The sequence below is a fragment of the Polaromonas hydrogenivorans genome, assembly GCF_040105105.1.
In the GTDB taxonomy this organism is placed as follows: domain Bacteria; phylum Pseudomonadota; class Gammaproteobacteria; order Burkholderiales; family Burkholderiaceae_C; genus Polaromonas; species Polaromonas hydrogenivorans.
In genome coordinates this window covers 196,303-220,005 of sequence record NZ_CP157676.1, presented here as the reverse complement: position 1 = coordinate 220,005, position 23,703 = coordinate 196,303, and the positions used below count along the sequence as shown (strand labels likewise).

The window sequence follows — 23,703 nt, the reverse complement described above, 5'->3', positions numbered from 1 at the left end:
CGCCGGCCTAGATATGATAAATGTCGAGCATGTGATGGATGTAGTCGTTCTTCAGAACGATGTACTTGCGCTTGATCAGCGGCTTCGCTCCGGAGGTGTCGAGCGTGTAGTCGGAGCTGCCGAAGTAAACATCCACCACGTTGTAGCGAAAGCTGTGCGTCACCCAGTTGAAGTGCAGCTCGCAGCGGGTCTCGTCCTGCGACAGCACTTCAAGGTTGGTGATTGCGTGGCCGGTGCGGGTATCGGGCGTGGTGGCACTCGAGCGGTCGGTCTCGATGCGAAAGACCCGATCCTCAAGCCCTTGCCGGCTGGGGTAATAGATCAGCGAGACCTCGTTGGTCGGGTCGTTGGTGAGCTTGCTGTCGTCGTCCCAGGACGGCATGAAGAACTCGACATCGGCGGCGTAAAACGCCAGCCAGTCGGCCCAGCGCTGTTCGTCAAGCGCGCGAGCTTCCTGGTACAGGAAGGTTTGAATGGCTTCGTAGGACAGCATCATTGGCCTCCGCTGGATTGCTCGGCCACGTAGGCCTTTTTCATGGTCTCGAGCCAGAACTCATGCTGCCCGATGTACAGGCCTTCGTCTTCGGTCTTGATGCAGCTCAACTCGGGCTTCAGGCCAATCAGGTTGGCGGTATCGTCGGGGCCCTTGACCCAGTGCATTGCGCCGCGGCTCAGGTCGTTCCACTTCACCGCGCGCGCCGCGTAGCCCTGCTGGCAGGAGCGGAACTCTTCCAGATCGTCTGGCGTGGCCATGCCGGTGGCATTGAAGAAATCTTCGTACTGGCGCAGGCGGCGCTCGCGCGCCTCGGCGGGCTCACCCTTCGGTGCGATGCAGTAGATCGTGATTTCGCTCTTGTTGACCGAGATCGGCCGGACGATGCGGATCTGCGAGCTGAACTGGTCCATCAGGTAGACGTTCGGGTAGAGGCACAGATTGCGCGACTTGCTCAGCATCCAGTCGGCCCGTGCCTGGCCGAACTTCTCGATCCATTCAGCGCGCTTGGAATACAACGGCCGGTCTTCCGGGTTTGACCAGTTGGTCCACAGCACCATGTGACCGTACTTGAACGAATACGAGCCACCCCCCATCTGCGCCCATTTGCCAGCGTTCATCGCCTTGACGGTGTCGACCTTGCCGTCGGCGCTGCGCCGGTTTGTCGTCGCGGCGTAGTTCCAGTGCACCGACGAAACGTGGTAGCCATCGGCACCGTTCTCGGCGGTCAGCTTCCAGTTGCCGTCAAAGGTATAAGTGGACGCGCCGCGCAGCACCTCGATGCCTTCGGGCGACTGATCGACGATCATGTCGATGATCTTGGCCGCTTCGCCCAGGTGTTCTTTCAAGGGCAACACATCGGGGTTGACACTGCCGAACAGGAAGCCGCGGTAGCTCTCGAAAGCGCCGAGCTTCTTCATGTCGTGGCTGCCCTCGCAGTTGAAGCTCGGCGGGTAGCCTGCGTCGGGCGAGTTGTCCTTGACCTTGAGCAGCTTGCCGCTGTTGTTGAAGGTCCAGCCATGGAAAGGGCAGGTGAAGCTGGACTTGTTGCCCTTCTTGTGCCGGCACAGGATCGCACCGCGGTGCGTGCAGGTGTTGGCCAGCGCGTTGAGCTTGCCGTCCTTGCTGCGCGTGATCACGACTGGCTGGCGGCCAATGAAAACCGTCAGGAAATCGTTGATGTTCGGAATCTGGCTCTCGTGTGCGAGGTAGACCCAGTTGCCCTCATAGATGTATTTCATCTCGAGATCAAACAACTGCTCGTCGGTGAACGCGGCGCGGTCCAGCCGATAGCGGTGCTCGACCGGATCATCCTCCAGCATGGCCTCAAGCCGCTTGAGATTTGCCGAATTGTCTAGGTGAATCTGAATCATGTTGATCTCCTGTTCGCTGTCGAAATCAAGGGTACGCCGGAGTAGGCGTTTGATGCAATCAATCGTCGAGGGATGAGTTGGTTCGTGGTGCTGAAGCAGAGTCCTGCCTCAGCTCTCGTTCAAATTGCTTTGGTGCATCGTTAAGCTAAGTGTGAACTTCAGGCTTGCGCCGTCACACGCGCCATGCGGGCGGCAGGCGACGTTTCGTCTTCGTTCAGAGCCTTTTGCATCACGAAGTTGAAGCGCGAACGGGTGAATGGCGCCGTGATGCCCAGGGACTCGTAGCCAGTGGGGGCAACGTTCTTTTCCAGCTCCACGATCAGGCCGTCGCGGGTGGCAAAGGCAAAGTCGTCGTCGATGTAGGTGTCGCCCGGAATGTTGATTTGCGTGGTCAGCGTACGCAGGCCAGGCGCCACCACCAGGAAGTGGATGTGGGCAGGTCGCTTGCCGTGCCGGCCCAGCGCTTCGAACAGCTCGGAAGTCGGGCTGTTCGGCGGAATTCCGTAGCCCGGTGGCAGGAAGCTGCGGAAACGGTAGTGGCCTTGCGCATCGGTCTCGATGCGGCGGCGCAACTCGTAAGGTTTCATGCCGGGGAAGAAGTGCGAGTAGCCGCCCACTTCGTTGGCGTGCCACACATCCATCATGGCGTTGGCCACAGGCTGGCCGTCGGTGTCCAGCACCTGGCCTTCCATCACAAAGATCTCACCCTTGGGCTCGCCCTCGTCCACGCGGGTTTCCCACTGGGTGGTGGGCGCGCCGGCGACGAACAGCGGGCCTTCGATGGCGCGCGGCGTACCCGCTGCACGGCCAGCCTTCTGGTCGGCTTCATCCATGCGGATGTCGATCAGTCGGTCAAAACCCAGGCCAGCGGTGATCAGGCCAACCTGGCCGCTTTGGCCCAGGCGGCTCAGCCAGTCCATGGCCTTCCAGAACTCGTCAGGCGTGACGTCCATCTCGTCAATCGTCTTGAACAGATCGGTCACGATGCGCTGGGTCAAGGCGCGCGCGCGCGGATTGCCTGCAGCAATCTGCTTGGTGTTGACCAGTTCTAACAACTGGGCCTGGTTGAGTTCAGCCATGGTGGGATCTCCTTAGGGTGGTTTTATGGTGGGAAGGGAAAGGGGAAAGGATTTGTGCGCCGGACGCACTCAGTCCAGCTTGATGCCGCGCTCGGCGATCAGCTTGCTCCAGCGGGCCGATTCGCGCGCCAGGTGTGCGGCCAGTTCGTCGGGCGTCGAACCGACGGGCTCGGCACCGATGGTTTCGAAGCGCGCCAGCACGTCGGGCTGCTTCATGGCGTCGATCAGCGCGGCACGCAGCTTGGCAATCACCGGTTTGGGCGTGGCGGCCGGCACAAACACCGCGAACCAGGGCGACACTTCGTAGCCGGGCAAACCGGCTTCGGCCAGCGTGGGCACGCTGGGCATGGCGCTGGAGCGCTTGGCCGTGGTCACGCCCAGCGCGCGCAGCTTGCCGGACTGGATGTGGGGCCGGGCCGAGGTGATGCTGTCAAACATGTAGTTGACCTGGCCGCCCAGCAAATCGGCCACGGCCGGACCGCTGCCCTTGTAAGGGACGTGCAGCATGTCGATTTTTGCCAGCGAAGTGAACACTTCCCCCGCCAAATGAATCGAGGTACCGTTGCCTGCCGAAGCATAGGTCAGCTTGCCGGGCTCCTTTTTGGCTGCGGCAATCACGTCGGCGACCGTCTTGATGCCGGGCTGCGTGGCGTTGGTGACCAGCACATTGGGCACCACGGCCAGCAGGCTCACCGGGGCAAAGTCCTTGACCGGGTCGTAGCTGAGCTTGCCGTACAGCGGCTTGTTGGTCGCCATGCCGATGGAGGTGATCATCATGGTGTAGCCGTCGGCGGGCGCCTTGGCGACAAAATCGGCACCGATGTTGCCGCCCGCGCCGGGCTTGTTCTCTATGACGAAAGGCTGGCCCAGCGCCTTGGCGGCCTTCTCGCCGAGCGTGCGGGCAATCGCGTCCATGGCGCCGCCCGGTGGAAAGGGAACCACCCAGCGGACCGGCTTGGCTGGCCAGTCGCCGCCGGCAGCCTGCGCGTGGGCAGCCGGCGCGGCGGCCAAGGTGATGCCTGCGGCCAGCAGGGTGAGCAGTTGAGTTTTCAAAGCGTGTCTCCGTGATTTTGTTGTGCGATGCGGTATCAAGTTCAGGCAATGGCCGAGGGGTGGGCTGCCAGCGGTGTCACGTCGATCTTCATGAACGGGAACAGTGGCAAATCCTGCAGCAACTGGTGCAACTCGTCGTTCGACGACACATCGAAAATGCTGTAGTTGGCATATTCGCCGACCACGCGCCAGATGCTCTTCCAGCGGCCGTCGCGCTGCAGGTCTTGCGAATAGGCCTTTTCTCTAGCCTTGATCTCGTTGGCCTCGTCGGCGGGCAGATCGCGTGGGATGTTCACATCCATACGAACCAGGAATAGCATGTCGTTGTTCCTTAAATAGTGGCGGCACGTTGGCCGAGGTCGATATGGACTGATGTCAGTCCGGTGCGGGCGCGGTCGAAGCGGTTCAGCTGGGCCATGTCCACCTCGACGCCAAAGCCGGGGCCGTCGGGCAACTGCAGCTCAAAGTCGCGGATTTCCATGCGTTCGGTGACGATGTCATCCACCAGCAACTGCGGGCCGAACAGCTCGCAGCCGTGGTGCTGCGTGCCCAGCGTGGCGAACACATGGGCGGAGGCGGCGCTGCCGATGGAGGTCTCCAGCATGGTGCCGCCGTACCAGCCGATGTCGGCCGCATCAGCCACGGCCGCCACCTGGCGCGTGCGCAGCAGGCCGCCGTGCTTGGCCACCTTGAGCGAGAACACATGGCAGGCCTGGGCGCGCGCCAGCAGCATGGCGTCCTGCGGCGTGCAGACGGTTTCATCGGCCATGATGCTGGCACGGTCGCCCAGCGTGGCGCTCAATGTCTTGAGCGCTTCCAGGTTCCACTTGGCCACGGGCTGCTCGATCAGGGTGACGCCGGCATCAATCAGCTGCGGCAGGTAACGGCGCGCGGTGTTGCCGTCCCAGGCCTGGTTGATATCGACTGTCAGCGTCGCCCGGCCGGCAAGGCCGCGCGCGATTTGCGACACATGGGCGACATCTTGTTCCGGGCTTCGGGCGCCGATCTTCATCTTGAAGATGCGGTGGCGCTTTTGCTCCAGGCGCAACTGGGCTTCTTCGAGGTCGCGCGCCACATCGCCGCTGGCCAGCGTCCAGGCCAGCGGCAGGCTCTGGTGGCGCTTGCCGCCCAGCAGTTGCCAGGCCGGCAGACTCAATGAGCGCGCCACGGCATCGATCAGCGCCATTTCCACCGCGCTCTTGGCAAAGGCGTTGCCCTTGCAGGCGCTGTCCATGCGGCTCAGCGCGGCTTCGAAGCAGGCGCCGTCCTGGCCCAGCAGCGCAGGCGCGAGGTAGGCGTTGATGGCATGCTGGATGCTTTCGGGCGACTCTTCGTTCCAAGACGGCCCGCCAATGGTGGCGGCTTCGCCGAAACCGCAGGCGCCATTGGCCAGCCAGAGCTGCACAATGACAGGGCTTTGGCGGCTGATCGAGCCAAACGACAGTTTGTGCGGGCGGATGGTGGGAATATCCAGAATCCGCGCTTCGATGCGCTCAATCGGAAAACGGCTGGTCATTGATGTCCCCCTTGCTTAGGTAGTGAAAACAGCTGAAGATTAAGGGCAAACCATTCCCGCTTTCAATGATTTATTTGGAACAAATCGTTCGATGGATTTAAACAATCAACGTACGATACGACCATGGAAATCCGCCAGCTCCGCTACTTTCTCGACATTGCCCAGACCGAGCACCTGACGCAATCGGCGCAGAACCTGTTCGTGACCCAGTCCACGCTGTCGCACGGCCTGCGCCAGCTGGAGCAGGAACTGGATGTGGCCCTGTTCAACCGGCTCGGGCGCGGCCTGAAGCTGTCGCAGGCCGGGGCCGAATTTCGCGTCTATGCCACCCGCGCCCTGAAAGAAATCGAGGCCGGCCGCATGGCGCTGGCCGACCTGAGCGGGCTGCAGTCCGGCAAGCTGACGGTGGGCGCCTTCCCCACCTTTTTAAACACGGTGGTGCCCGCCACCGTGGCCAGCTTCACTCAGTCGCACCCTGGCGTGATGGTCGAGGTTCGCGACTTGCGCGCCGGCTCGATCGAGGCTTTGCTGCTGCGCGGCGAACTAGACCTGGGCATTGCCTTTCACCCGACCGAACACGAGGAGATCGAGACCGAGCCGCTGTTCGACGAGCGCATGCTGCTGGTGGTCGGACCTTTGCATCCGTTGGCAGGGCGACGCAGCCTGGCCATGAAAACGCTGGCGGGCATGCCGCTGGCGCTGTTGCCGCGCAGCTTTGCCACGCGCCGGCTCATTGACGCCAGCCTGCGTCAGGCCGACGTGGCGCCGACGGTCAGGGTGGAAATGGATTCGGTGGAAGCCTTGCTGGGCGTGTGCCGCCACAGCGACCTGGCGAGCATCGTGCCCGAACGCGCTGCGCGGCAGGCGCCGGACCTGCACACCATCGCACTGACCGAGCCGCAAATGGTGCGACATGCGGGTATCTTGTGGCGGCGTGGCGCCTCGCGCAGCGCGGCAGCGCGGGCCTTTGCGGCCCTGTTGCTCACGCCCCCTCTGCGCTGAGGCGGCGGGCGGGTCTTATACCAATCCCAAGATATAGAGAACCAAAGCCAGGGATCGGAGTCTGAGCAGTCTTGGCTCTCGCAGGAGGTTACGAAAATGTTATCTCAGCACATCATTGATCAGTTGCGGCCCTATGACTTTGACCGTCTGGCCCACAAAGAAAAGGATGGGCGCCGCCGACTGCGCCTGATCGCGCTGGCGCACCTCAAGGACGGCAAGAGCTATACCGAAGTGGCGGCTGCATTGCGCGTGACCCGCCACGCCGTCATGCGCTGGGTGCAATGGTTTAGCGCCGGCGGCGTGGCCCGTCTGGCCGGTCTGCCGCATGACTGGAGCACGCAGCGCCTTGCCAAAGAGCAAGAAGAGGCATTTCGCCAGGCGGTCGAGCAACTCCAGCGCGAACGCGGCGGCGGGCGGGTGCGGGGTGAAGACATACGCCAGTTGCTGGCCGGGCAGTTTGGCGTGGCCTACAGTCTGAACGGTGTGTATGACTTGCTCAAACGCCTGGGGCTGGTATGGATTTCAGCGCGCGCCGTCAGTCCCTACGCCGATCCGGTGGCACAAGCCGAATTCAAAAAAAAACTTCGTCCAGGAAGTCGAGGCAACGCTGCCGCAAGGCATTGCGCCTGAGCAGGTGGACATCTGGTTTCAAGATGAAATGCGCATCGGCCAGCGCGGCACGCAAACGCGCCTGTGGGCACGCAAGGGCACGCGCCCCCGGGTGGTGCGCCAGCAGCAGTCCGAATCGGCGTACATCTTTGGCGCCGTCTGTCCACGGCAGGATAGCGCCATCGGTCTGGTCATGCCGCAGGCCAATACCGAGGCGATGGCCCATCACCTGCAGGCCCTGAGCGAGGCGGTGCCTGCGGGACGCCACGCCGTGCTGGTGCTGGACCGGGCGGGATGGCATACAACGCCCAAGCTGCCGCAGTTCCCGAACGTTTCCTTGTTGCCGCTGCCCGCAGGCTCACCCGAACTCAACCCGGCCGAGCAGGTGTGGCAGCAACTGCGCGACCGGCACCTGGCCAACCGCTGCTACGACGGGTATGAGCAGATTGTGGACGCCTGCTGCGACGCCTGGAATGCCTTCACGCAAATCCCTGGCGCCATCCGCTCTTTGTGCTCCCGCAGCTGGGCAGTGCTGCCTTCGGCTTCGGTTATCTCATGACACGGGATTGGTATTACAGGGCCTGCCAGAAATCAAGCAGCAGTCGGGCAAAGGCCTCGGGCTGCTCGACCGCGCTCAGATGCGCCGCGTCCAGGCTGCGCAGCTGCGCGCCCGCAATGCCTTGGGCAATCGCCCGCGACATGGCCGGCGGCGTGGCTTCGTCACGGCTACCGGCTATCACCAGCGTTGGGCAGGTGATGCGGGCGTTGCCGGCATCCAGGTCGATATTTGCCACTGCGGTGCAGGCGGCGGCGTAGGGCGCGGGTGCAGTCGCTTCAAGCACTGCGCGCAAGGCGGCCACGCGGTCGCTGCCACCGTTGACATCAGCGCGGAATTCCGGCGTGAACCAGCGCTGCATGGCGCCCTCGGCAATGGGCGCCACGCCTTGGGCCAGCACGGTGTCGATGCGGGTTTGCCACATGGCACGGGCCGCATCGTCGTAATGGCTGGCCGAGTTGGCAATGCTCAAGCTGCGTACCGATTGCGGATGGCGAGCGCCGAGCGCCTGGGCGGTCATGCCGCCCAGGGACAGGCCGACGAAATGCACGGGGTCAGTGGATTGCGTCCGAATCAGGTCGGCTGCGTCGTTGGCCAAGTCGTCAATGGTGTAAGCACCAGCACCAGCACCAGCGGCAGCGGCGGAACGGCCATGGCCTCGGTGGTCATAACGCAGTACCGTGTAGCGATCCTGCAGCGCGGCGGCAACGCCGTCCCACATGGTCAGGTCGCAACCCAGGGCGTGGCTCAGCACCACCAAGGGCCCTTGGCCTTGTTTCACAAAATGAAGTTGCGACATGCGTGCGCTCCAGCTGGTTTTAAAAGGTCGGTATTGTGCCTGTCTTGTCCGTCACGTGCACCACGCGGCCAGCGGCCATTTGCATAAAAATGTTCGTAAACATTCGGTGAACCCATAATGGCGTCAAGGAAAAAATTGCAGTGGTGTGGCCTGGGGACAATTTTTCGCTAATGGGGCGAGCTTTGCGTGCAAAGCCAGATTCAGCCGCAGTGATCGAACGCAAACGGCTCACCTCAACCGCCATCATGGCATGATCGATACTTGCCAGGCAGGCAGGGCGTGTGCTTGAAAAAATCCACCGCCGTCCTTCTTGACCCGATGAACCGCACCAGCACCGAATGCGGTTCGCTGCCGTCTTCGGTGGCAACAGCGGTTTGCTCTTCGCAGATATGCAGCACCATGATGGGTGTGTCCTCAAGAACGCCAGGTCTTGCGCTGCCATAACGCAGCCGGATGTCGTTTTCCATATCAATGCGCTTTGGTAACGCCCTGGAGCCATTGCAGGAAGTCGGCCTGCATGGCTGCGCTGATCTCGTGATCGATGGGGTAGAGGCGCGTCAGGTGAGCCACACCCAGTTCGTCGAGCAGCCGATCCGAGCGTTGCGCCCACGTCACCGGCAGCTTGCTGTCGCATTCACCATGACCGATGAAGCCGCGCAGCTTGGCCAGACGCTCTGTGCCCGCCAGATGCGGTTCAAGCTCGGGCAGGATGCGGCCGGACAGGACACCAAAGCCAGCCACGCACTCCGGGGCGCTCAGTGCCACGCTGGCGCTGAGAATGCCGCCCTGGCTGAAGCCGGAAATCACCGTCTTTTGCGGGTCAATGTCGTAAGCCGACTGCAACTGCGCCAGGAAACGGATCAAGGGGTCACTTCAGGAAACGGAAAATAAAGCACGTTAAGGTGGTGACATTGGCCGCAGTGGCCTGAACTTGCCAGCGCCGACTTTGCCACTGCTTTTCCACAGGTAGTCGCCCGTCAGGTTGATGTGCTCCCAGCCCAGTGGCGACAGGTATTGCAGCAGCGCATCGTCCACGGGCTTTGCATGACCACGCAATGCGTTGACGGCCCGCTCCAGATACACGGTATTCCAGAGCACGATGGCCGCCGTGATGAGGTTCAGGCCACTGGCGCGGTAGCGCTGCTGCTGAAAGCTGCGATCGCGGATTTCCCCCAGCCGGTAGAAGAACACTGCCCTGGCCAGGGCGTTGCGCGCCTCGCCCTTGTTGAGCCCGACCTGAACGCGCCGGCGCAGCTCCACGCTTTGCAGCCAGTCAAGGATGAACAGCGTGCGCTCGATGCGTCCGAGTTCGCGCAGGGCAACGGCCAGGCCGTTCTGGCGCGGATAGCTGCCGAGCTTTCTGAGCATCAGCGAGGCCGTCACCGTGCCCTGCTTGATCGAGGCGGCCAGCCGCAGAATCTCATCCCAGTGGGCACGAATATGTTTGATGTTCAGCCTGTCGCTGCTGATCATCGGCCCAAGCGCGTCATAGCTGGCATCGCCCTTGGGGATGAACAGGCGGGTGTCGCCCAGGTCCCGGATGCGCGGCGCGAAGCGAAAGCCCAGCAGTTGCATGAGTGCAAACACATGATCGGTAAAGCCCGCCGTGTCGGTGTAATGCTCCTCGACCGCCAGGTCGGACTCGTGGTACAGCAGGCCGTCGAGCACATAGGTGGAGTCGCGCACGCCGACGTTGATCACCTTGGCGCTGAAAGGCGCGTACTGGTCGGAGATGTGCGTGTAGAGCGTGCGTCCCGGATCGCTGCCGTACTTCGGGTTGATGTGCCCGGTGCTTTCGGCCCGGCCGCCCGCCTTGAAGCGCTGGCCATCCGAGGAGGACGTGGTGCCGTCGCCCCAGTTCCCGGCAAATGGTTGGCGCAGCTGCGCGTTGACGAGTTCGCCCAGGGCCGATGAATACGTTTCGTCCCGGATGTGCCAGGCCTGCAGCCAGGACAGCCTAGCGTAGGTCGTGCCGGGACAGGACTCGGCCATTTTGCTCAATCCAAGGTTGATCCCGTCGGCCAGGATCGTCGTGAGCAGCAAGGCCTTGTCCGGGGCGGTGCCCCCGGTCTTGAGGTGCGTGAAGTGCCGGGTGAAACCCGTCCACTCATCGACCTCCATGAGCAACTCGGTGATCTTGACGCGCGGCAGCAGCGCTGCTGCCTGGTCGATCAGGGCCTGGGCGGCATCAGGCACCGCCGCGTCCAGCGGCGTGACCTTCAGGCCCGACGCGGTGGTAATGGTGGCGTCCGGCAGCTCATTGGCTCCGGCCAAGCGGTTGACTCTGGCAAGCTGCTGCTCCAGCAGCGACAAGCGGCTCTGCAGGTACTGGTCGCAATCGGTGTCAACGGCCAGCGGCAGCTGGCTGGCCAGCTTCATCGCGGCGAACTTCCCGGCGGGCACCAGGTAGTCCTCGAAATCCTTGAACTGGCGCGAGCCCTGCACCCAGACATCGCCCGAGCGCAATGCGTTCTTGAGTTCGGACAGCGCGCACAGCTCGTAGTAGCGCCGGTCGATGCCCTCGTCAGTCAGAACCAGCCTGGCCCAGCGCGGCTTGACGAACGCGGTCGGCGCGCCGGCAGGCACCTTGCGGGCGTTGTCGGCATTCATGCCGCGCAGCACGTCGATGGCGTCGAGCACGCCCTTGGCGGCCGGCGCCGCCCGCAGTTTCAGAACCTCCAGGAATTGAGGCGCATAACGGCGCAGCGTGGCATAGCTCTCGCCAATGCGGTGCAGGAAATCGAACTGCGCCGGCTGCGCGAGCTTTTGCGCTTCCCCGACGCTGGCCGTGAACGCGTCCCAGGACAGGACGGATTCGATGGCCGCGAAGGGATCGGCGCCGCTTTGTTTGGCTTCGAGCAGCGCCTGGCCGACGCGCCCGTACAGGCGCACCTTGTCGTTGATCGCCTTGCCCGAGGCCTGGAACTGCTGCTGGTGTTTGTTCTTGGCCGCGTTGAACAGCTTGCCGATGATGCGGTCGTGCAGGTCGATGATCTCATCGGTGACGGTGGCCATGCCTTCGATGGCCAGCGCCACCAGGGTGGCATAGCGCCGCTGCACCTCGAATCTGGCCAAGTCGGCGGGCGTCATCTGGCCGCCCTCGCGGGCGATCTTGAGCAGCCGGTTCTGGTGGAGCAGCCGCTCGATGCCCTGCGGCAGGTCCAGCGCCTGCCAGGCCTTGAGGCGCTCGATGTGTTCAAGCATGTGCCGTGAGTTCGGCTTGGCCGGCGACTGGCGCAGCCACGCCAGCCAGGTTCCCTTGCTGCCCTCCTTGCGCTGGAGCAGCTCGTCCAGGCGGTGGCGGTGGACGGCCGACAGGGGGTCCGTCAGTGCGGTGTAAATGTGCCGATTCGCGCGGGTGATCGCTTCTGCGCTGGCGCGCTCGATGGCGTTTATGACAGGCAGGATGATGCTCTGCCGCCGGAGATTTTCGACCAGCGCACTGGCCAGCACGATTCCCTTGTCGGTCTGCAAGGCCAACTCGGTCAGCTTATGCACCTCTCGTTTGTAATCGCTCATGGTGAAGGACTTGAATCCGAACATCGCTTGGAGCTCGACCAGATGCTCCCGCCTGGTTTGCTCGCGCTGCCCGTACTCATCCCAGCTTTCCAGCGGCACTTTGAGCTGCGCCGCCACCATACGCAACAAGGGCGCAAACGGTGGTTCATCGACACCCAGGACCATGCCAGGAAATCGCAAATAGCAAAGCTGGACAGCAAAGCCAAGCCGATTCGCAGACCCGCGATGCTGGCCAATGATCGACAGGTCGGTTTCGCTGAGCGTGTAGTGCCGAATCAGTTCATCCTTGGCCTCAGGCAATGCAAGAAGGCTGTCGCGCTCAGTGGTGGACAGAATCGAACGACGTGGCATGGGGGGTATTCTTGTAAACGGAGGATTGCGAGAAGCCTTGTTGTCTGACGCGTGCTGCACGCAGAATCAAGGATCTTCCGTTCTCACAAATATTTCTCGAAATGATATTCTTAAACTTCACCGAAATGATGAGTTTTGAGAAAGATAGAACATGGAACAACTCAGTCAATGTCCGGCATGCTGATCGGCTATGCGCGCGTCTCCACGCTGGACCAACACCTTGATCTTCAGCTCGACGCCTTGACCAAGGCGGGCTGCCACAGGCTCTTTGACGACAAGATGAGCGGCAGCCGGGCCGAGCGGCCCGGTCTGGCCAAGGCGCTGGAAATGCTGCGCGAGGGCGACACCCTTGTCGTGTGGAAACTCGACCGGCTTGGCCGCAGCGTCAAGCGCCTGGTGGATCTGGTCGGCCAGTTGCACCAGCAGGGCGTGCATTTCAAGAGCCTGACCGACGCCATCGACACCGGTACCCCGTCAGGCCGATTCTTCTTTCACGTCATGGCCAGCCTGGCCGAGATGGAGAGGGAACTGACAGGAGAGCGCACCCGCGCAGGGTTGGAAGTGGCCCGCCAGTTGGGCCGCAAGGGCGGGCGCAAGCGGAAAATGACCGACAGCAAGATCGAATCAGCCAAGAAGCTGCTGGCCAATGGTGTGCCGCCACGCGACGTGGCCAAGAACCTGGGCGTGTCCGTGCCCACTCTGTACCGCTGGATTCCAGCGTGCTCGCAGGCTTAACGTGCTTTATTTTCCGTTTCCTGAAGTGACCCCTATCAGCGAACCGACCCAGGCGGTCACCAGCCAGCGCCCAGCGTCGCCCCACGAGCCGCCCAGAGCGGACAGATTGGGCAGGCGCCACCAGATAAGGTGAACAAGCGCTGCCACGGCCCAGAATGCAGCAAGGGAACTGCGTTTTCGCGCGCCTTGGCCGGTTGTCAGGAAGAACAGACTGACGACAATCGTCAGCACGATCGAGCGCAAGAAGATGAAATCAAAACTCATGGAAACCTTAGTACGGCCTATGCTGTATTGGCAAATATGCTTGCGCTATTTGACCGCCTCCCACCACGCAGAAAATGCCTGTGCACGCCCATCCAGATGGATGGGGCGGCCGATTTCCGGTGTCCACAAGGCGTAGCTGCGCCCGTGGCTGGCAGCAGTGATTCGCTTGAAAGGGTCGTCCCAGTCATGCGGGGAGATCGAGAAGCGGCCGACATGTCCAGGCGTTAACGCCCGGGTCCGCAGATCCTCTGCCGCTTGTGCGGCCTGCTCGGGGTTCATGTGGACGTTTGCCCAGCGCGGATCATATTGCCCGGCATCCAGCGCAGCCCAGTCAAACGGGCCATAACGCCTGCCGACTTCGGCGAAGTGCGGTGCGTAGCCCGAGTCGCCGCTGAAGAAGATTCGTCGTTGCGGGGATACCAGCGCGAAGCCTACCCACAAGGCTTTGTCGCGGGTGAAGGTGCGACCGGAGAAATGGCGAGCCGGGGTGACGTGGATTTTGAGTTCTGGCACCTGTTCAATGGCGTCATACCAGTCGGCCTCGTGCACAGACCGCATGTCGTAGCCCCAGGCCTCAAAATGCGCGCCTACGCCCAGGCCCGCCACTACCTGCTTGACCTTGGGCTGTAGCGCCTGGATGCTCGGATAATCCAGGTGGTCGTAGTGGTCATGGGTAATTAGCAGAAAGTCGATCTCCGGCATGTCGTCTGCGCCATAAAGACTGGTGCCATCGAAGGCCACATTCGCCAGCGGTAGGGGCGCGGCGTTGGTGCTAAATACCGGGTCGATCAGGATGCGCTGCCCGCCTAGCTGAACGAAGTAGGACGAGTGGCCCAGCCAGACCACCAGATCCTGCGCAGCATCGAGCGCCTTGAGATCGGTTTTGAAGTCAGGAATCAATCCTGGCGGGCGGGCGTTTCCTTTCTCCCCAAAGATGGTCTTCATCCACATCGCGAACTTGGATTGATCCGTCGTGCTCAGCGGCGAGTCGATCTGGTTGTGAAATACGCCATTGGCAAAGTTGGGCGACTGTGCAATGCGGGAAAGCCGCTCGCCCTGCGGTAGACCGCCAAACAGGGGATGCTGCAAGTAGGCAACGCTGGCAATGCTGACCAGGACAGCGGCGATGGCAAGGGCTAGGAGCACACGGGAAAAGATTTTGAACATTTGGATAGCAGAGCAGTGGCAAAAACCCAATGGAGGGGGCAGTTTTGCCCTGTCCATTCGGCTTGCGTGGATGGGTTGATGACTACAGGGCCAGACTGGCGCAGTCGATGACGAAGCGGTACTTCACATCGCCTTTGAGCATGCGCCCGTACGCTTCGTTGACCTCATCGGCACGGATCATCTCGATGTCAGCGACGATGCCGTGCGCGGCGCAGAAATCGAGCATCTCCTGCGTTTCGGGAATGCCGCCGATCGCCGAGCCGGCCAGGCTGCGGCGCTTGATGATGAGGTTGAAAACCCCGGGTGAAGGGTGCGGCGAAGCCGGCGCACCGACCAGGGTCATGGTTCCATCGCGCTTGAGCAGGGTCAGGAAAGCATCCAGATCGTGCGGCGCGGCGACAGTGTTGAGAATGAAGTCCAGGCTCCTGGCGTGTTTGGCCATTTCATCGGCGTTGCGAGAAACCACCACCTCATCGGCGCCCAGTGCCTTTGCCGCGTCGCGCTTGGATTCTGACGTGGTGAAGGCCACCACATGCGCGCCCATGGCATGCGCCAGCTTGATGCCCATGTGGCCCAGGCCGCCAATGCCGACGACGCCCACTTTCTTGCCTGGCCCCGCCTTCCAGTGCCGCAGCGGCGAATAGGTGGTGATGCCCGCGCACAGCAGCGGAGCGACCGCCGCCAGCTGTGCCTCGGGATGGCGGATGCGCAGCACGTAGCGCTCGTGCACGACGATGTGCTGCGAGTAGCCGCCCAGCGTATGGCCGGGCGCGTCCGGCGTCGGGCCGTTGTACGTGCCGACCATGTGGTCGCAATAGTTTTCCAGCCCTTCGGCGCAGTCCTCGCAATGCTGGCAGCTATCGACGATGCAGCCGACGCCGACCAGATCGCCTATCTCGAAGCCCGCCACATGCGCGCCCAGGGCCGACACGCGGCCGACAATCTCGTGCCCCGGCACGCAGGGGTAGAGTGTTCCGGCCCACTCGGCGCGCACTTGGTGAATGTCCGAATGGCACACGCCGCAGTAAGCGATGTCGATCTGCACGTCGTGCGCGCCCGGGGCGCGCCGGGTGATGTTCATGGGTTCAAGAGGCTGATCGCTGGCTTGGGCGCCATAGGCATGGGTGGTCATGGTAGTTCTCCTTCTAGGCAGGGATTGATGGGCTTTACTTTGAAAATCAGCGATAAGCTGCAGGTTTGTCGCCGTCTGTGTCGGGTTGGCTTACGCCGAGATTTTCATTGCCATGGAGCGCGGGATTTTTGACGACATCGGCCACAAAGCGCCCAAGGCTTGCGCGCGACGTTTCTGTCCCCTTGTAAACCTCGCCTTTTTTCGTCAGCTCAAACTCTTGTGTCGATTTGTCAGTCAACCAGACCGGCCGCAAAATGGTGTAATTTAGTGATGATTGTTCAATCACTTCAGCCATTCTTAAGTTGGCGGGCCGCGTATGCCCGACCATTTTTTTATCCCACGCGTTAAACGGTTCGGGCAATTCGTCATAAATTCCCCCGGCGCAAATGGCGATGATTCGATGGACATCCATTTCTTGCATTGCCTTCACAACATTTTCCGTTGTGCCGCCAAGGTCCATGCCACCCATTGTGCTGACAACAACGTCCTGCCCTTTGATGGCCGCTTTTAAGTCATCAATGTTTCTGGCGTCACCCTCAAAGGTATTCACACGGCTGCTGTTGAAATCTTGCAACCGATTTGCACGGCGCAAGAAGAGTGTCAACCTGACATCTTCTTGCTCAAGCAAGCGAGGGATGATCTGCCTGGCTGTGGAGCCATTGGCGCCTATGAGAATCACATTTTTCATTCGGGGCTATTCCTTGTTGACTTTGTATCTGAGCCAAACCGTGCTGTCCTTCAGGGGTTTTACCTCGATCAGTGAAAATGAACGCGGCTGAGCTTTGGAGAGGGGTTCTTTTGCTATGAACAGGCTCGGGGTGTCTGGCGAGGCATCGGCAATGGGTGCCATCAAGATGCTGACTTCATCTACTAAACCACTTTGCAGATACGACCAGTTCAGCACGCCGCCGCCGCCGATCATGACGCGGTCCATGCCAAAAAGGGCGGTCAGCTTGTGCAGGACCAAGGCGTTATCCAGCTCGTGTTTCCCTGCAATGATGTAAGAGATGTCCAGCCGCCTCAACAAGTCCTTGTACGCATTGCTGGCTTTTTCGGTAAGCACAGCAATCACATGCGAATTGATATTCGCGTAATCAACATGGTTTTCCTTCCAGCCCAGTCGGCCGGTCGGATCGATCGAAACGTAGTACATGGACGCATTTGCCTGAGCCACAAAGTCTCCTTCAGGAACCTTGTCTGCCATTTCGTTCACGTCAGGCTTGCGGTAATGCGTCACGTTGTCGTCGGTTGTGACGCGGCCATTCAGGTAGCCCTGGAAATTAAATACTTGTTGATCAGCATGCAAGGCCAGTTGTTCATACTGAAGGGCGGCGCTGTGGAATTGAGGAAGATCGATGGTGTTGATCTTTCCATCCAGCGATGTGAGCGTATGAATAATGACGTAAGGTTTTTTCAACACGATTTACCTTTCATCAATTGGAAATCTTCTGACTGGAAAACACCACCCGGACAGCGCCCCGACCCAGCGCCTGGGCCAGGCTCACGGGATCGTCCACGCGGCCGAGGCGCGTGTACGCGTAGGGCGAGTCGAATCTCAAGTAGAACAGGACAAGGGTGCTCGAGCCGTACAGCATGAGGTCGCCACTGTGGATGGTTCCCGGCCGACTTGCTTGCGCCGGCAGCGCTTTGGCGAGTTCGGCATGCTTTTCGTTGCCGTTGAGTTCGGCCATGTCCAGCGTCAGCGGCAGCTGCGCGGCCAATTCACGGGCAGCTGCGTTGTCGCTCAAGGTGATGGCGAAGCGACGTTCGCCGACGGTCATCCACATGCGTGATCCTTTCGGTTTTTCAGATGCCGCTGCAGCAGCAGCGTGTGACACTGGAGCCGGCTGCTGGCCAGCTTCGCAACCGCCGAGCACGAGCAGGCCAAGCAGCAAACTCAGGGTTCGGCGATGTCCGATCGCCATGGCAAAGGGACGCTGACTGCTGATACGGGCGCTGAAGCTGCGCATGGTCATGGCTTTCTCCTTGGCTCTTCAAATGGCTCAGGCGGCCTGTGATGCTTGCGAGCGCGCCGTCCAGAGCGTCACCAGGGAAGCCACCAGCAGCATGCCCGCGCTTGCGGCAAACGCGCCTTGGTAGCCGCTGGCGTCGAACAGCAAGCCGCCGACGGTCGAGCCCAGCGCAATGGCCAGCTGGACCACGGCGACCATCAGTCCGCCGCCGGCTTCGGCGTCGCGGGGCAGCGTTCTGGCCAGCCAGGCCCACCAGCCCACCGGCGCGGCCGTGGCCACCAAACCCCACAGGCCCAGCAGTGCCGCCACGGCGGCGGCCTTGCTGCCAAGGACGGTAAGCGCCAGCGCGATCAGCGCCATCAGGATCGGAATGGCCGTCAGCGTGCTGTAGAAGTTCCACTTCAGCAGCCTGCCGATGAGCGTGGTGCCGACCAAGCCGGCGATGCCCAGCGTCAGCAGCATCAGCGACAGCGTGGCCACGTCAACGTTCGTCACCGTTTCCAAGAACGGCCGGAGGTAGGTGAACAGCGTGAACTGACCCATGAAGAACATGCCCACAGCGAGCATGCCCAGGGCGACCGCCCGGTGCTTGAGCAGCTGGACGGCATTGCCGGCATCCGGCCGCCGTGGCTGAGCCGGCATGGAGGGCAGGCTGATCCACTGCCAGACCAACGCGATGAGCGCCACCGGCACGAGGGCGAAGAACGCACCACGCCATCCGATGATCGAGCCCAGGTAGCTGCCCAAGGGCGCGGCAACCACCGCCGCCAGTGCATTGCCGCCGTTGAAGATGGCCATGGCACGCGGCACTTGATGGGCTGGCACCAGCCGCATCGCCGTGGCTGCCGACAGGGACCAGAATCCGCCGACGACCACCCCGATCAGCGCGCGGCCCAGCATGTACACCCCATAATTGGGCGCCAGCGCGACCATTGCCCCGGAAATCGCCATCAGCCCTGTCAGCCCCAGCAAAAGCGTCCTGCGGTTCATGTCGCCGGCCAGCTTGGCAACGAACAGGCTCATGAGCACCGCAAAGGCGCCGGAAATGGCAATGCCCTGGCCGACCCGCCCTTCGCTGACACTGAGATCGGCGGCGATGGGGGTCAGGAGGCTGACGGGCATGAACTCCGAGGCAATCAACGTGAAAACGCACAGCGTCATCGCCAGCACCGCGCCCCAGTGGGCGGCCGGCGCCTGGCCTGCGCGCCCGGCGCAATCGCTGCCCAGGCGGGCGTCAAGCGCCTGGACTGTCATCAAACGCCTGCCTGCACGAGATGCTTGCTGAAAAACGCCGTCAGCTTGTCAAACGGAATCAGGTTCACGCGGTCATACAGGTCCACGTGACCGGCGCCCGCAACGATGTGCAGTTCCTTGGGCTGGGCGGCCAGCTGGTAGGCTTGCAGGCTGAACTCTTTGGAGTGCGCCTGGTCGCCCATGATGAACAGCATCGGGCGCGGCGAGATCGTCTCGATGTCATTGAACGGATAGAAGTTCATGAACTTGACGTTGCTGGCCAGCGTGGGGTGGGTGGTGGTGGCTGCCGAGCCGCCCTTGGGCGTGTACTGGCCGCGCGGTGTGCGGTAGAAATCGTAGAACTCGCGCTGGATGGGGTGGGTGTCCGCCGCCAGCTGGTGCACCGTGCCACCCGTGTACTGAACGGCGCCGCCAGCGAACTCCGCATCGCGCTGCCCGGCGGCCGCTGCAATGATCTGCTTGCGCTGTGCCAGCGTCTGCGAGTGGTTAAGCGCGTTGCGGCTGGCCGCGCCCATGTCGTACATGCTGACCGTGGCAATGGCTTTCATGCGCGGGTCGATCTTGGCCGCACTGATGACAAAGCTGCCGCTGCCGCAAATGCCGATGGCGCCGATCTGCTCTTTGTCCACGAACGCCTGGCTGCCGAGGTAGTCAACGCCCGCACTGAAGGTCTCGGCGTACAGGTCGGGCGAGACGGCGTTGCGCGGCTGGCCTTCGCTTGCGCCCCAGAACGCCAGGTCCACGGACAGGGCCACAAAGCCCTGCTCGGCCATCTTGGTGGCATACAGGTTCGCGCTTTGCTCCTTCACCGCGCCCATGGGGTGGCCCACCACGATGGCCCGATGGCGCTGATTCCTGTCCAGCCCCCGGGGAGTGAAGAGCGTGCCGGCAACGCGCATCTGGTACTGGTTCTTGAAGGTGACCTGCCGCACGGTGACCTGGTCGCTGGTGTAGAAATTGTCCGCGCCCGGCGCCCGGGCTGGCTCTGTCCGGGAACCTGCCGCCCAGGCCGCGCCGCCCGTGGCCGAGAGCATGCCCGCTGCAGCTGCGCCGGTTCCGGCCATTTTCAGAAATTCGCGTCGATCGGCGGCGTTGCCGAGCTGCTCTGCTGTTACGCCGAAGCTTTCGTTTGATAAAGTTTTCATGGTCGATGTTCCTTTAAAGATGTGGGGGTGGGAAGGGCACTCACTGCATTGCCGGATGGTTGCCTTTTCACCATTGCTGAAGTTTGCCCGGCAAGGGGAGGATTGACTAGATAATGAATGCTTAATGCATCTATCACCATTTCTAATCAATCCCATGTGAAACGGACGACCCCATGGCACGGCGCAACCTCAACGACCTGCTCGCTTTCGTCACCGTTGCGCGGGAAGGCAGCTTCACCAAGGCCGCCGGCACGCTGGGCGTGACGCAGTCGGCGCTCAGCCAGGCCATCCGCGGGCTCGAAGAGCGCCTGCAGATACGGCTGCTCACGCGCACCACGCGCAGCGTCGCGCCCACCTCGGCCGGCGAGCGGCTCATGAAGGCCATCGGCCACCGCTTCGACGAGATCGAGGCCGAGCTTGAGGCGCTGACCGAGCTGCGCGACAAGCCCGCCGGCACCGTGCGCATCACCTGCGGCGACAACATTCTGCACACCGTGCTGCTGCCCAAGCTCATGCCGCTGCTGCGCGAGTACCCGGACATCAAGCTCGAGTTCGACATGAACTATGGTTTCCGCGACATCGTGGCCGACCGGTTCGATGCCGGCGTGCGCATGGGCAACACCATCGACAAAGACATGATTGCCGTGCCCATCGGCCCGTCGCTGCAGATGGCGGTGGTCGCTTCTCCCGATTATTTTGCCGCCCACCCCGCGCCCAAAACGCCAGCGGACCTGACCGCGCACCAGTGCATCAACCAGCGCATGCCCACATCGGGCGGGCTGTACGTCTGGGACTTCGAGCGCCGCGGCAAGCAGGTCAATGTGCGGGTTGATGGGCCGCTGATCTTCAACACCGCGCCGCCCCAGGTCGATGCGGCGCTGGCCGGGCTGGGCATTGCACTGCTGCCCGAGGACGAGCTGATGCCCCACATCGAGTCGGGCCGGCTGGTGCGCGTGCTGCAGGACTGGTGCCCTAAATTTGCCGGCTATCACCTGTACTACCCCAGCAAGCGCCAGCCCTCGCCCGCCTTTTCGCTGGTGGTCAAGGCGCTGCGCTTCAGTGGGCCGCGACAGCCGTAGGGGCGGCATGCCAGTAAGCCTGCCTGCCATTCCAAACGTTTTTGGTCGGATCACGAGACCGATTCAGCCCCAATGAGACCGCCACGGTTGTCGGATGCTTGCCTTCATTCATTTGTTTGACGGCCACAATGCACATTTCTTCGAGCGTGTTATGCGCCATTTCCCCTCCATCCCGTTTCATACCTGTCTGGAAAAACTGCAAGCAAAAAAGATTTCAGGATTTTTTCGTCAAATTACTGACTTATGGGTAATGCAAGGCGAGCTTCGTAGATCAGAGACGCATCAGAATCGACTTGGTTTGCGTGTAGGCGCACGGGCAATAGGCCAGAAGCGGTCTTCCAATTTGCTGATTTTCAGCGAGCCTCTGGATCCAATGGCGCTTTGTAATTCTTCCTACCGACTCGCATTGCTAATTTTTTGCAACACGCCTCTGGGAATCGTCAAACGACTCAATGAGATCCCGCGTTCAATCTCTACCTCACATCAGCCCGTCAAGCCAGAGCGCCCATGCGCATAACAGCGGCAATCTGCTGCAGCACTGCCGGCAACTCCGCCACACTGCGCACCACATGGTGGGCTCCAGCTTTTTTCAGCTTGGCTTCAGCAACGGCCACTCGTGCGTTCACTTCTGCCTGCGGTGCCTGGGCAAAGTCCTCAGGCGAGTAGCCTACTTCATTGCCCGACAGGCTCAGGCCTACAGTCCACATACCAGCGTTCAAGCCTTCTTCGATGCCGGGCACGGTGTCGTCCACCTTCACGCAGGCACGCACGTCGCTGATGCCCAGCGCCAGCACATTGGCCAGTGCCATGTACGGGCCGGGGCGGCCACCGGCCAACAGTTCGTCGCCTGCCACCACATGGTCAGGAGCAATCCCGGCGGCGGCGGCTTGGGGCAGCAACTGGTTGAGCACTTCGCGCGGGTAGCCGGAGCAGGAACCCACTTTCAAGCCCTGGGCGCGCAGCCAGGTCAGCAACTCGGGCGCGCCGGCAATAGGGGCGGAAAACTCGCCCACCTTGGCGATTTGCATGGGCATGAAGCGGGCGTAGATGGCGTCTACATCGGCATCGGTGGGTGAGCGGCCAAAGGCGGTCTGCCATTGCGCGGCAATGCTGGCTTCTTGCAGTAGTTGGTGGATGTGGTCCCACTTGGACAGGCCCATGGGCCCACGGGCTTGCGCCAAGGTGAGGGTGATGCCAAAGGTGGCGAAGGCTTCCACAAAGATTTGCGTGGGCGCCACCGAGCCAAAGTCCACCAGCGTGCCGGCCCAGTCAAAGATGACGGCCTGCAGCGGCGACAAGTCGGTGCCAGCAGAGGCTGCGGCGGAAGGCGTGGCGGGGAAAGGGGCTTGGATGCTGTTCATGGTGTGCGGTTTCCGTGTGGGGTTTCAATGAGAGATGGATGCCATCGCTGATGAGCCCACGCCCAAGGGCGGCAGGCGGGTGAGTGGCATCGGGGGTTTGTGGGTTGCTGATGGGGTTTACACCGCCAGTGATCTAATGAAGTTGCGTCCGCGCGGACCGCTGGCGGCGTGTATGACCATGGCGTCCCATTGGTCGGGTGCAACGCCATAGTGCGCGGGATCGGTGGCCACACCCAGTTGCTGCAGCCAGGCACGCAGGCGGGCGCTGGCTTCTGCGCCAGTGGCCGCGCCAAAGATGGAGCACAAAGTGGCATCCACTTCGGCATCGGCGCCCAGCGCCATCTCCAGCACCAGCGGCAGGCTGAACGAGCAGGCAATGCCATGCGGCACGCCGTGGCGCAGCGTGAGGCCATACGACAGCGAATGCGCCAGTGCCGTCTTGGTGTTCGAAAACGCCAGGCCGGCCAGCAGCGCGGCCTGTGCCATCTCAGCACGCAGTTGCACATTGCCCAGGTCACGCATCAGCGCGGGCAAGATGGCCAGCGTGCCTCGAGCGGCCTGCACCGCAAAATTTATCGACATCGGGTTGCGGTGGACGTTCCAGATCGATTCCAGTGCGTGCGACAGCGCATCCAGCCCAGAGGCCAGCGTGGCGCCGGTGGGTAAGCTCGTCATGAGTTCGGCATCGATGATGGCGGCCTCAGGCCAGGTAAAGGGCTGGTGCAGCGAATGCTTGCGGCCACCGGCCTGGTCCCAGATGGTGGCCCAGGGTGTGACTTCGCTGCCCGTGCCAGCTGTGGTGGGAATGGCGATCAGCGCCTTGTGCACGCCGGCGGGCAGTGGGCTTCCCTGCTCCAGCACGGCTAGTAGCTCGGCAAAGCTGCCCGAGGGCGTGGCGCACAGCAGTGCCTTGGCCGAGTCGATGGCGCTGCCGCCACCCAGCGCGACGATGCACTCCACATCGGCATGCTCGCGGTGGACGCGGTCATACAGCGGCGCCAGCCATTGCACGTCGGGGTTCGGCTGGATACAATCCACCACGCCGCGCAGTTGATGGTCGAGCAATTGGCGCACGCGCTGCACCAGGCCCAGGTCCTCGGCCTCGGGGAATGTGACCAGCAGGAAACTGCGGCCACGCAGCAAGGTGGGCAACTGGTTCAGGCTGCCAATGCCAGCGCAGATGCTGACGGGGTTGTGATACGTCCACACAGGAAAATGCCTTAAAGAAAAATGGAAGTCAAAT

The 23,703-nt window shown here is 62.1% G+C and carries 25 protein-coding genes and 1 pseudogene; 5 read left to right on the top strand and 21 right to left on the bottom strand.

From position 1 onward, the window contains the following. Positions 1-7: 7 nt before the first annotated feature. From benB to ABLV49_RS21885, 6 genes are all read right to left on the bottom strand, one after another. Entirely contained in the window at positions 8-496 is a 489-nt protein-coding gene (gene benB / locus ABLV49_RS21910) for a benzoate 1,2-dioxygenase small subunit (protein WP_349281916.1), read from the bottom strand. After that, positions 493-1,866 (bottom strand): benzoate 1,2-dioxygenase large subunit, encoded by a 1,374-nt coding sequence (gene benA, locus ABLV49_RS21905; RefSeq protein ID WP_349281915.1) that lies wholly within the window; start codon positions 1,864-1,866, stop codon positions 493-495. Before benA ends, benB begins: the two co-directional genes overlap by 4 nt. Before the next feature lie 158 nt (positions 1,867-2,024). Then, positions 2,025-2,945: a dioxygenase gene (locus ABLV49_RS21900; RefSeq protein WP_349281913.1), complete on the bottom strand. Its 921-nt coding sequence runs from the start codon at positions 2,943-2,945 to the stop codon at positions 2,025-2,027. 69 nt (positions 2,946-3,014) lie between these two features. After that, a complete protein-coding gene (locus ABLV49_RS21895) occupies positions 3,015-3,998 on the bottom strand; it encodes a tripartite tricarboxylate transporter substrate binding protein (RefSeq protein WP_349281911.1) in 984 nt (327 codons plus the stop codon). A 41-nt stretch (positions 3,999-4,039) separates the two neighbouring features. Further along, positions 4,040-4,318 (bottom strand): muconolactone Delta-isomerase, encoded by a 279-nt coding sequence (catC, locus tag ABLV49_RS21890; protein ID WP_349281909.1) that lies wholly within the window; start codon positions 4,316-4,318, stop codon positions 4,040-4,042. An 11-nt stretch (positions 4,319-4,329) separates the two neighbouring features. Continuing rightward, the gene (locus tag ABLV49_RS21885; protein ID WP_349281907.1) at positions 4,330-5,514 is read right to left on the bottom strand and encodes a muconate cycloisomerase family protein; all 1,185 of its coding nucleotides are present in this window, start codon (positions 5,512-5,514) and stop codon (positions 4,330-4,332) included. A gap of 123 nt (positions 5,515-5,637) precedes the next feature. On the opposite strand from ABLV49_RS21885, the gene cynR reads away from it, so the two are divergent. From cynR to ABLV49_RS21870, 3 genes are all read left to right on the top strand, one after another. Then, positions 5,638-6,516, top strand: a complete 879-nt coding sequence (cynR, locus tag ABLV49_RS21880) for a transcriptional regulator CynR (protein ID WP_349281905.1) — start codon at positions 5,638-5,640, stop codon at positions 6,514-6,516. A 96-nt stretch (positions 6,517-6,612) separates the two neighbouring features. After that, entirely contained in the window at positions 6,613-7,146 is a 534-nt protein-coding gene (locus tag ABLV49_RS21875; RefSeq protein ID WP_349281903.1) for a helix-turn-helix domain-containing protein, read from the top strand. Then, a complete protein-coding gene (locus tag ABLV49_RS21870; protein WP_349282457.1) occupies positions 7,067-7,684 on the top strand; it encodes an IS630 family transposase in 618 nt (205 codons plus the stop codon). The genes ABLV49_RS21875 and ABLV49_RS21870 overlap by 80 nt, the downstream gene beginning before the upstream one ends. Positions 7,685-7,697: 13 nt before the next feature. Here ABLV49_RS21870 and ABLV49_RS21865 read toward each other — a convergent pair whose 3' ends face one another. The 4 genes from ABLV49_RS21865 to ABLV49_RS21850 all read right to left on the bottom strand — a co-directional run bounded on the left by ABLV49_RS21865 (position 7,698) and on the right by ABLV49_RS21850 (position 12,350). Beyond that, complete coding sequence (locus ABLV49_RS21865) at positions 7,698-8,480, bottom strand: alpha/beta fold hydrolase (RefSeq protein ID WP_349281901.1); 783 nt, start codon at positions 8,478-8,480, stop codon at positions 7,698-7,700. Between the two features lie 233 nt (positions 8,481-8,713). Next, positions 8,714-8,947 carry a hypothetical protein gene (locus ABLV49_RS21860; RefSeq protein ID WP_349281900.1) on the bottom strand — a complete coding sequence of 78 codons (234 nt, stop codon included), beginning with the start codon at positions 8,945-8,947 and terminating at the stop codon, positions 8,714-8,716. Position 8,948: 1 nt separating this feature from the next. Next, positions 8,949-9,344, bottom strand: coding sequence for an alpha/beta hydrolase (locus ABLV49_RS21855; RefSeq protein ID WP_349281898.1), 396 nt, complete (start codon positions 9,342-9,344; stop codon positions 8,949-8,951). A 33-nt stretch (positions 9,345-9,377) separates the two neighbouring features. Further along, positions 9,378-12,350 (bottom strand): Tn3 family transposase, encoded by a 2,973-nt coding sequence (locus tag ABLV49_RS21850; protein WP_349281896.1) that lies wholly within the window; start codon positions 12,348-12,350, stop codon positions 9,378-9,380. A gap of 177 nt (positions 12,351-12,527) precedes the next feature. Between ABLV49_RS21850 and ABLV49_RS21845 the strand changes: the two genes are divergently transcribed. Further along, the gene (locus tag ABLV49_RS21845) at positions 12,528-13,085 is read left to right on the top strand and encodes a recombinase family protein (RefSeq protein ID WP_349282456.1); all 558 of its coding nucleotides are present in this window, start codon (positions 12,528-12,530) and stop codon (positions 13,083-13,085) included. Positions 13,086-13,091: 6 nt separating this feature from the next. Here ABLV49_RS21845 and ABLV49_RS21840 read toward each other — a convergent pair whose 3' ends face one another. From ABLV49_RS21840 to ABLV49_RS21805, 8 genes are all read right to left on the bottom strand, one after another. Then, positions 13,092-13,349: a hypothetical protein gene (locus ABLV49_RS21840; RefSeq protein ID WP_349281895.1), complete on the bottom strand. Its 258-nt coding sequence runs from the start codon at positions 13,347-13,349 to the stop codon at positions 13,092-13,094. Positions 13,350-13,394: 45 nt separating this feature from the next. Next, positions 13,395-14,516 carry an MBL fold metallo-hydrolase gene (locus ABLV49_RS21835; RefSeq protein WP_349281893.1) on the bottom strand — a complete coding sequence of 374 codons (1,122 nt, stop codon included), beginning with the start codon at positions 14,514-14,516 and terminating at the stop codon, positions 13,395-13,397. A gap of 82 nt (positions 14,517-14,598) precedes the next feature. Then, positions 14,599-15,648: an NAD(P)-dependent alcohol dehydrogenase gene (locus ABLV49_RS21830; protein ID WP_349281891.1), complete on the bottom strand. Its 1,050-nt coding sequence runs from the start codon at positions 15,646-15,648 to the stop codon at positions 14,599-14,601. 46 nt (positions 15,649-15,694) lie between these two features. Further along, on the bottom strand, positions 15,695-16,336 hold the full coding sequence (locus ABLV49_RS21825; RefSeq protein ID WP_349281889.1) for an SDR family oxidoreductase: 642 nt from the start codon (positions 16,334-16,336) through the stop codon (positions 15,695-15,697). 6 nt (positions 16,337-16,342) lie between these two features. Next, a complete protein-coding gene (locus ABLV49_RS21820; RefSeq protein WP_349281887.1) occupies positions 16,343-17,065 on the bottom strand; it encodes a RibD family protein in 723 nt (240 codons plus the stop codon). A gap of 16 nt (positions 17,066-17,081) precedes the next feature. Further along, complete coding sequence (locus ABLV49_RS21815) at positions 17,082-17,573, bottom strand: cyclophilin-like fold protein (protein WP_432280034.1); 492 nt, start codon at positions 17,571-17,573, stop codon at positions 17,082-17,084. 78 nt (positions 17,574-17,651) lie between these two features. Then, the gene (locus ABLV49_RS21810; protein WP_415838252.1) at positions 17,652-18,875 is read right to left on the bottom strand and encodes an MFS transporter; all 1,224 of its coding nucleotides are present in this window, start codon (positions 18,873-18,875) and stop codon (positions 17,652-17,654) included. Then, positions 18,875-19,939, bottom strand: coding sequence for an alpha/beta hydrolase (locus tag ABLV49_RS21805; RefSeq protein WP_432280033.1), 1,065 nt, complete (start codon positions 19,937-19,939; stop codon positions 18,875-18,877). Before ABLV49_RS21805 ends, ABLV49_RS21810 begins: the two co-directional genes overlap by 1 nt. A gap of 254 nt (positions 19,940-20,193) precedes the next feature. On the opposite strand from ABLV49_RS21805, the gene ABLV49_RS21800 reads away from it, so the two are divergent. Beyond that, entirely contained in the window at positions 20,194-21,099 is a 906-nt protein-coding gene (locus ABLV49_RS21800; RefSeq protein WP_349281885.1) for a LysR family transcriptional regulator, read from the top strand. Positions 21,100-21,154: 55 nt separating this feature from the next. On the opposite strand, the pseudogene ABLV49_RS21795 reads toward ABLV49_RS21800, so the two are convergent. The 3 genes and pseudogenes from ABLV49_RS21795 to psrA all read right to left on the bottom strand — a co-directional run. Next, positions 21,155-21,280 (bottom strand): annotated as a pseudogene (locus tag ABLV49_RS21795) (IS630 family transposase); the annotation flags it as partial. Between the two features lie 310 nt (positions 21,281-21,590). Beyond that, positions 21,591-22,460 (bottom strand): phosphonoacetaldehyde hydrolase, encoded by an 870-nt coding sequence (gene phnX / locus ABLV49_RS21790; protein ID WP_349281883.1) that lies wholly within the window; start codon positions 22,458-22,460, stop codon positions 21,591-21,593. A 117-nt stretch (positions 22,461-22,577) separates the two neighbouring features. Continuing rightward, positions 22,578-23,669 carry an iron-containing alcohol dehydrogenase PsrA gene (gene psrA / locus ABLV49_RS21785; RefSeq protein WP_349281881.1) on the bottom strand — a complete coding sequence of 364 codons (1,092 nt, stop codon included), beginning with the start codon at positions 23,667-23,669 and terminating at the stop codon, positions 22,578-22,580. Positions 23,670-23,703 lie beyond the last annotated feature (34 nt).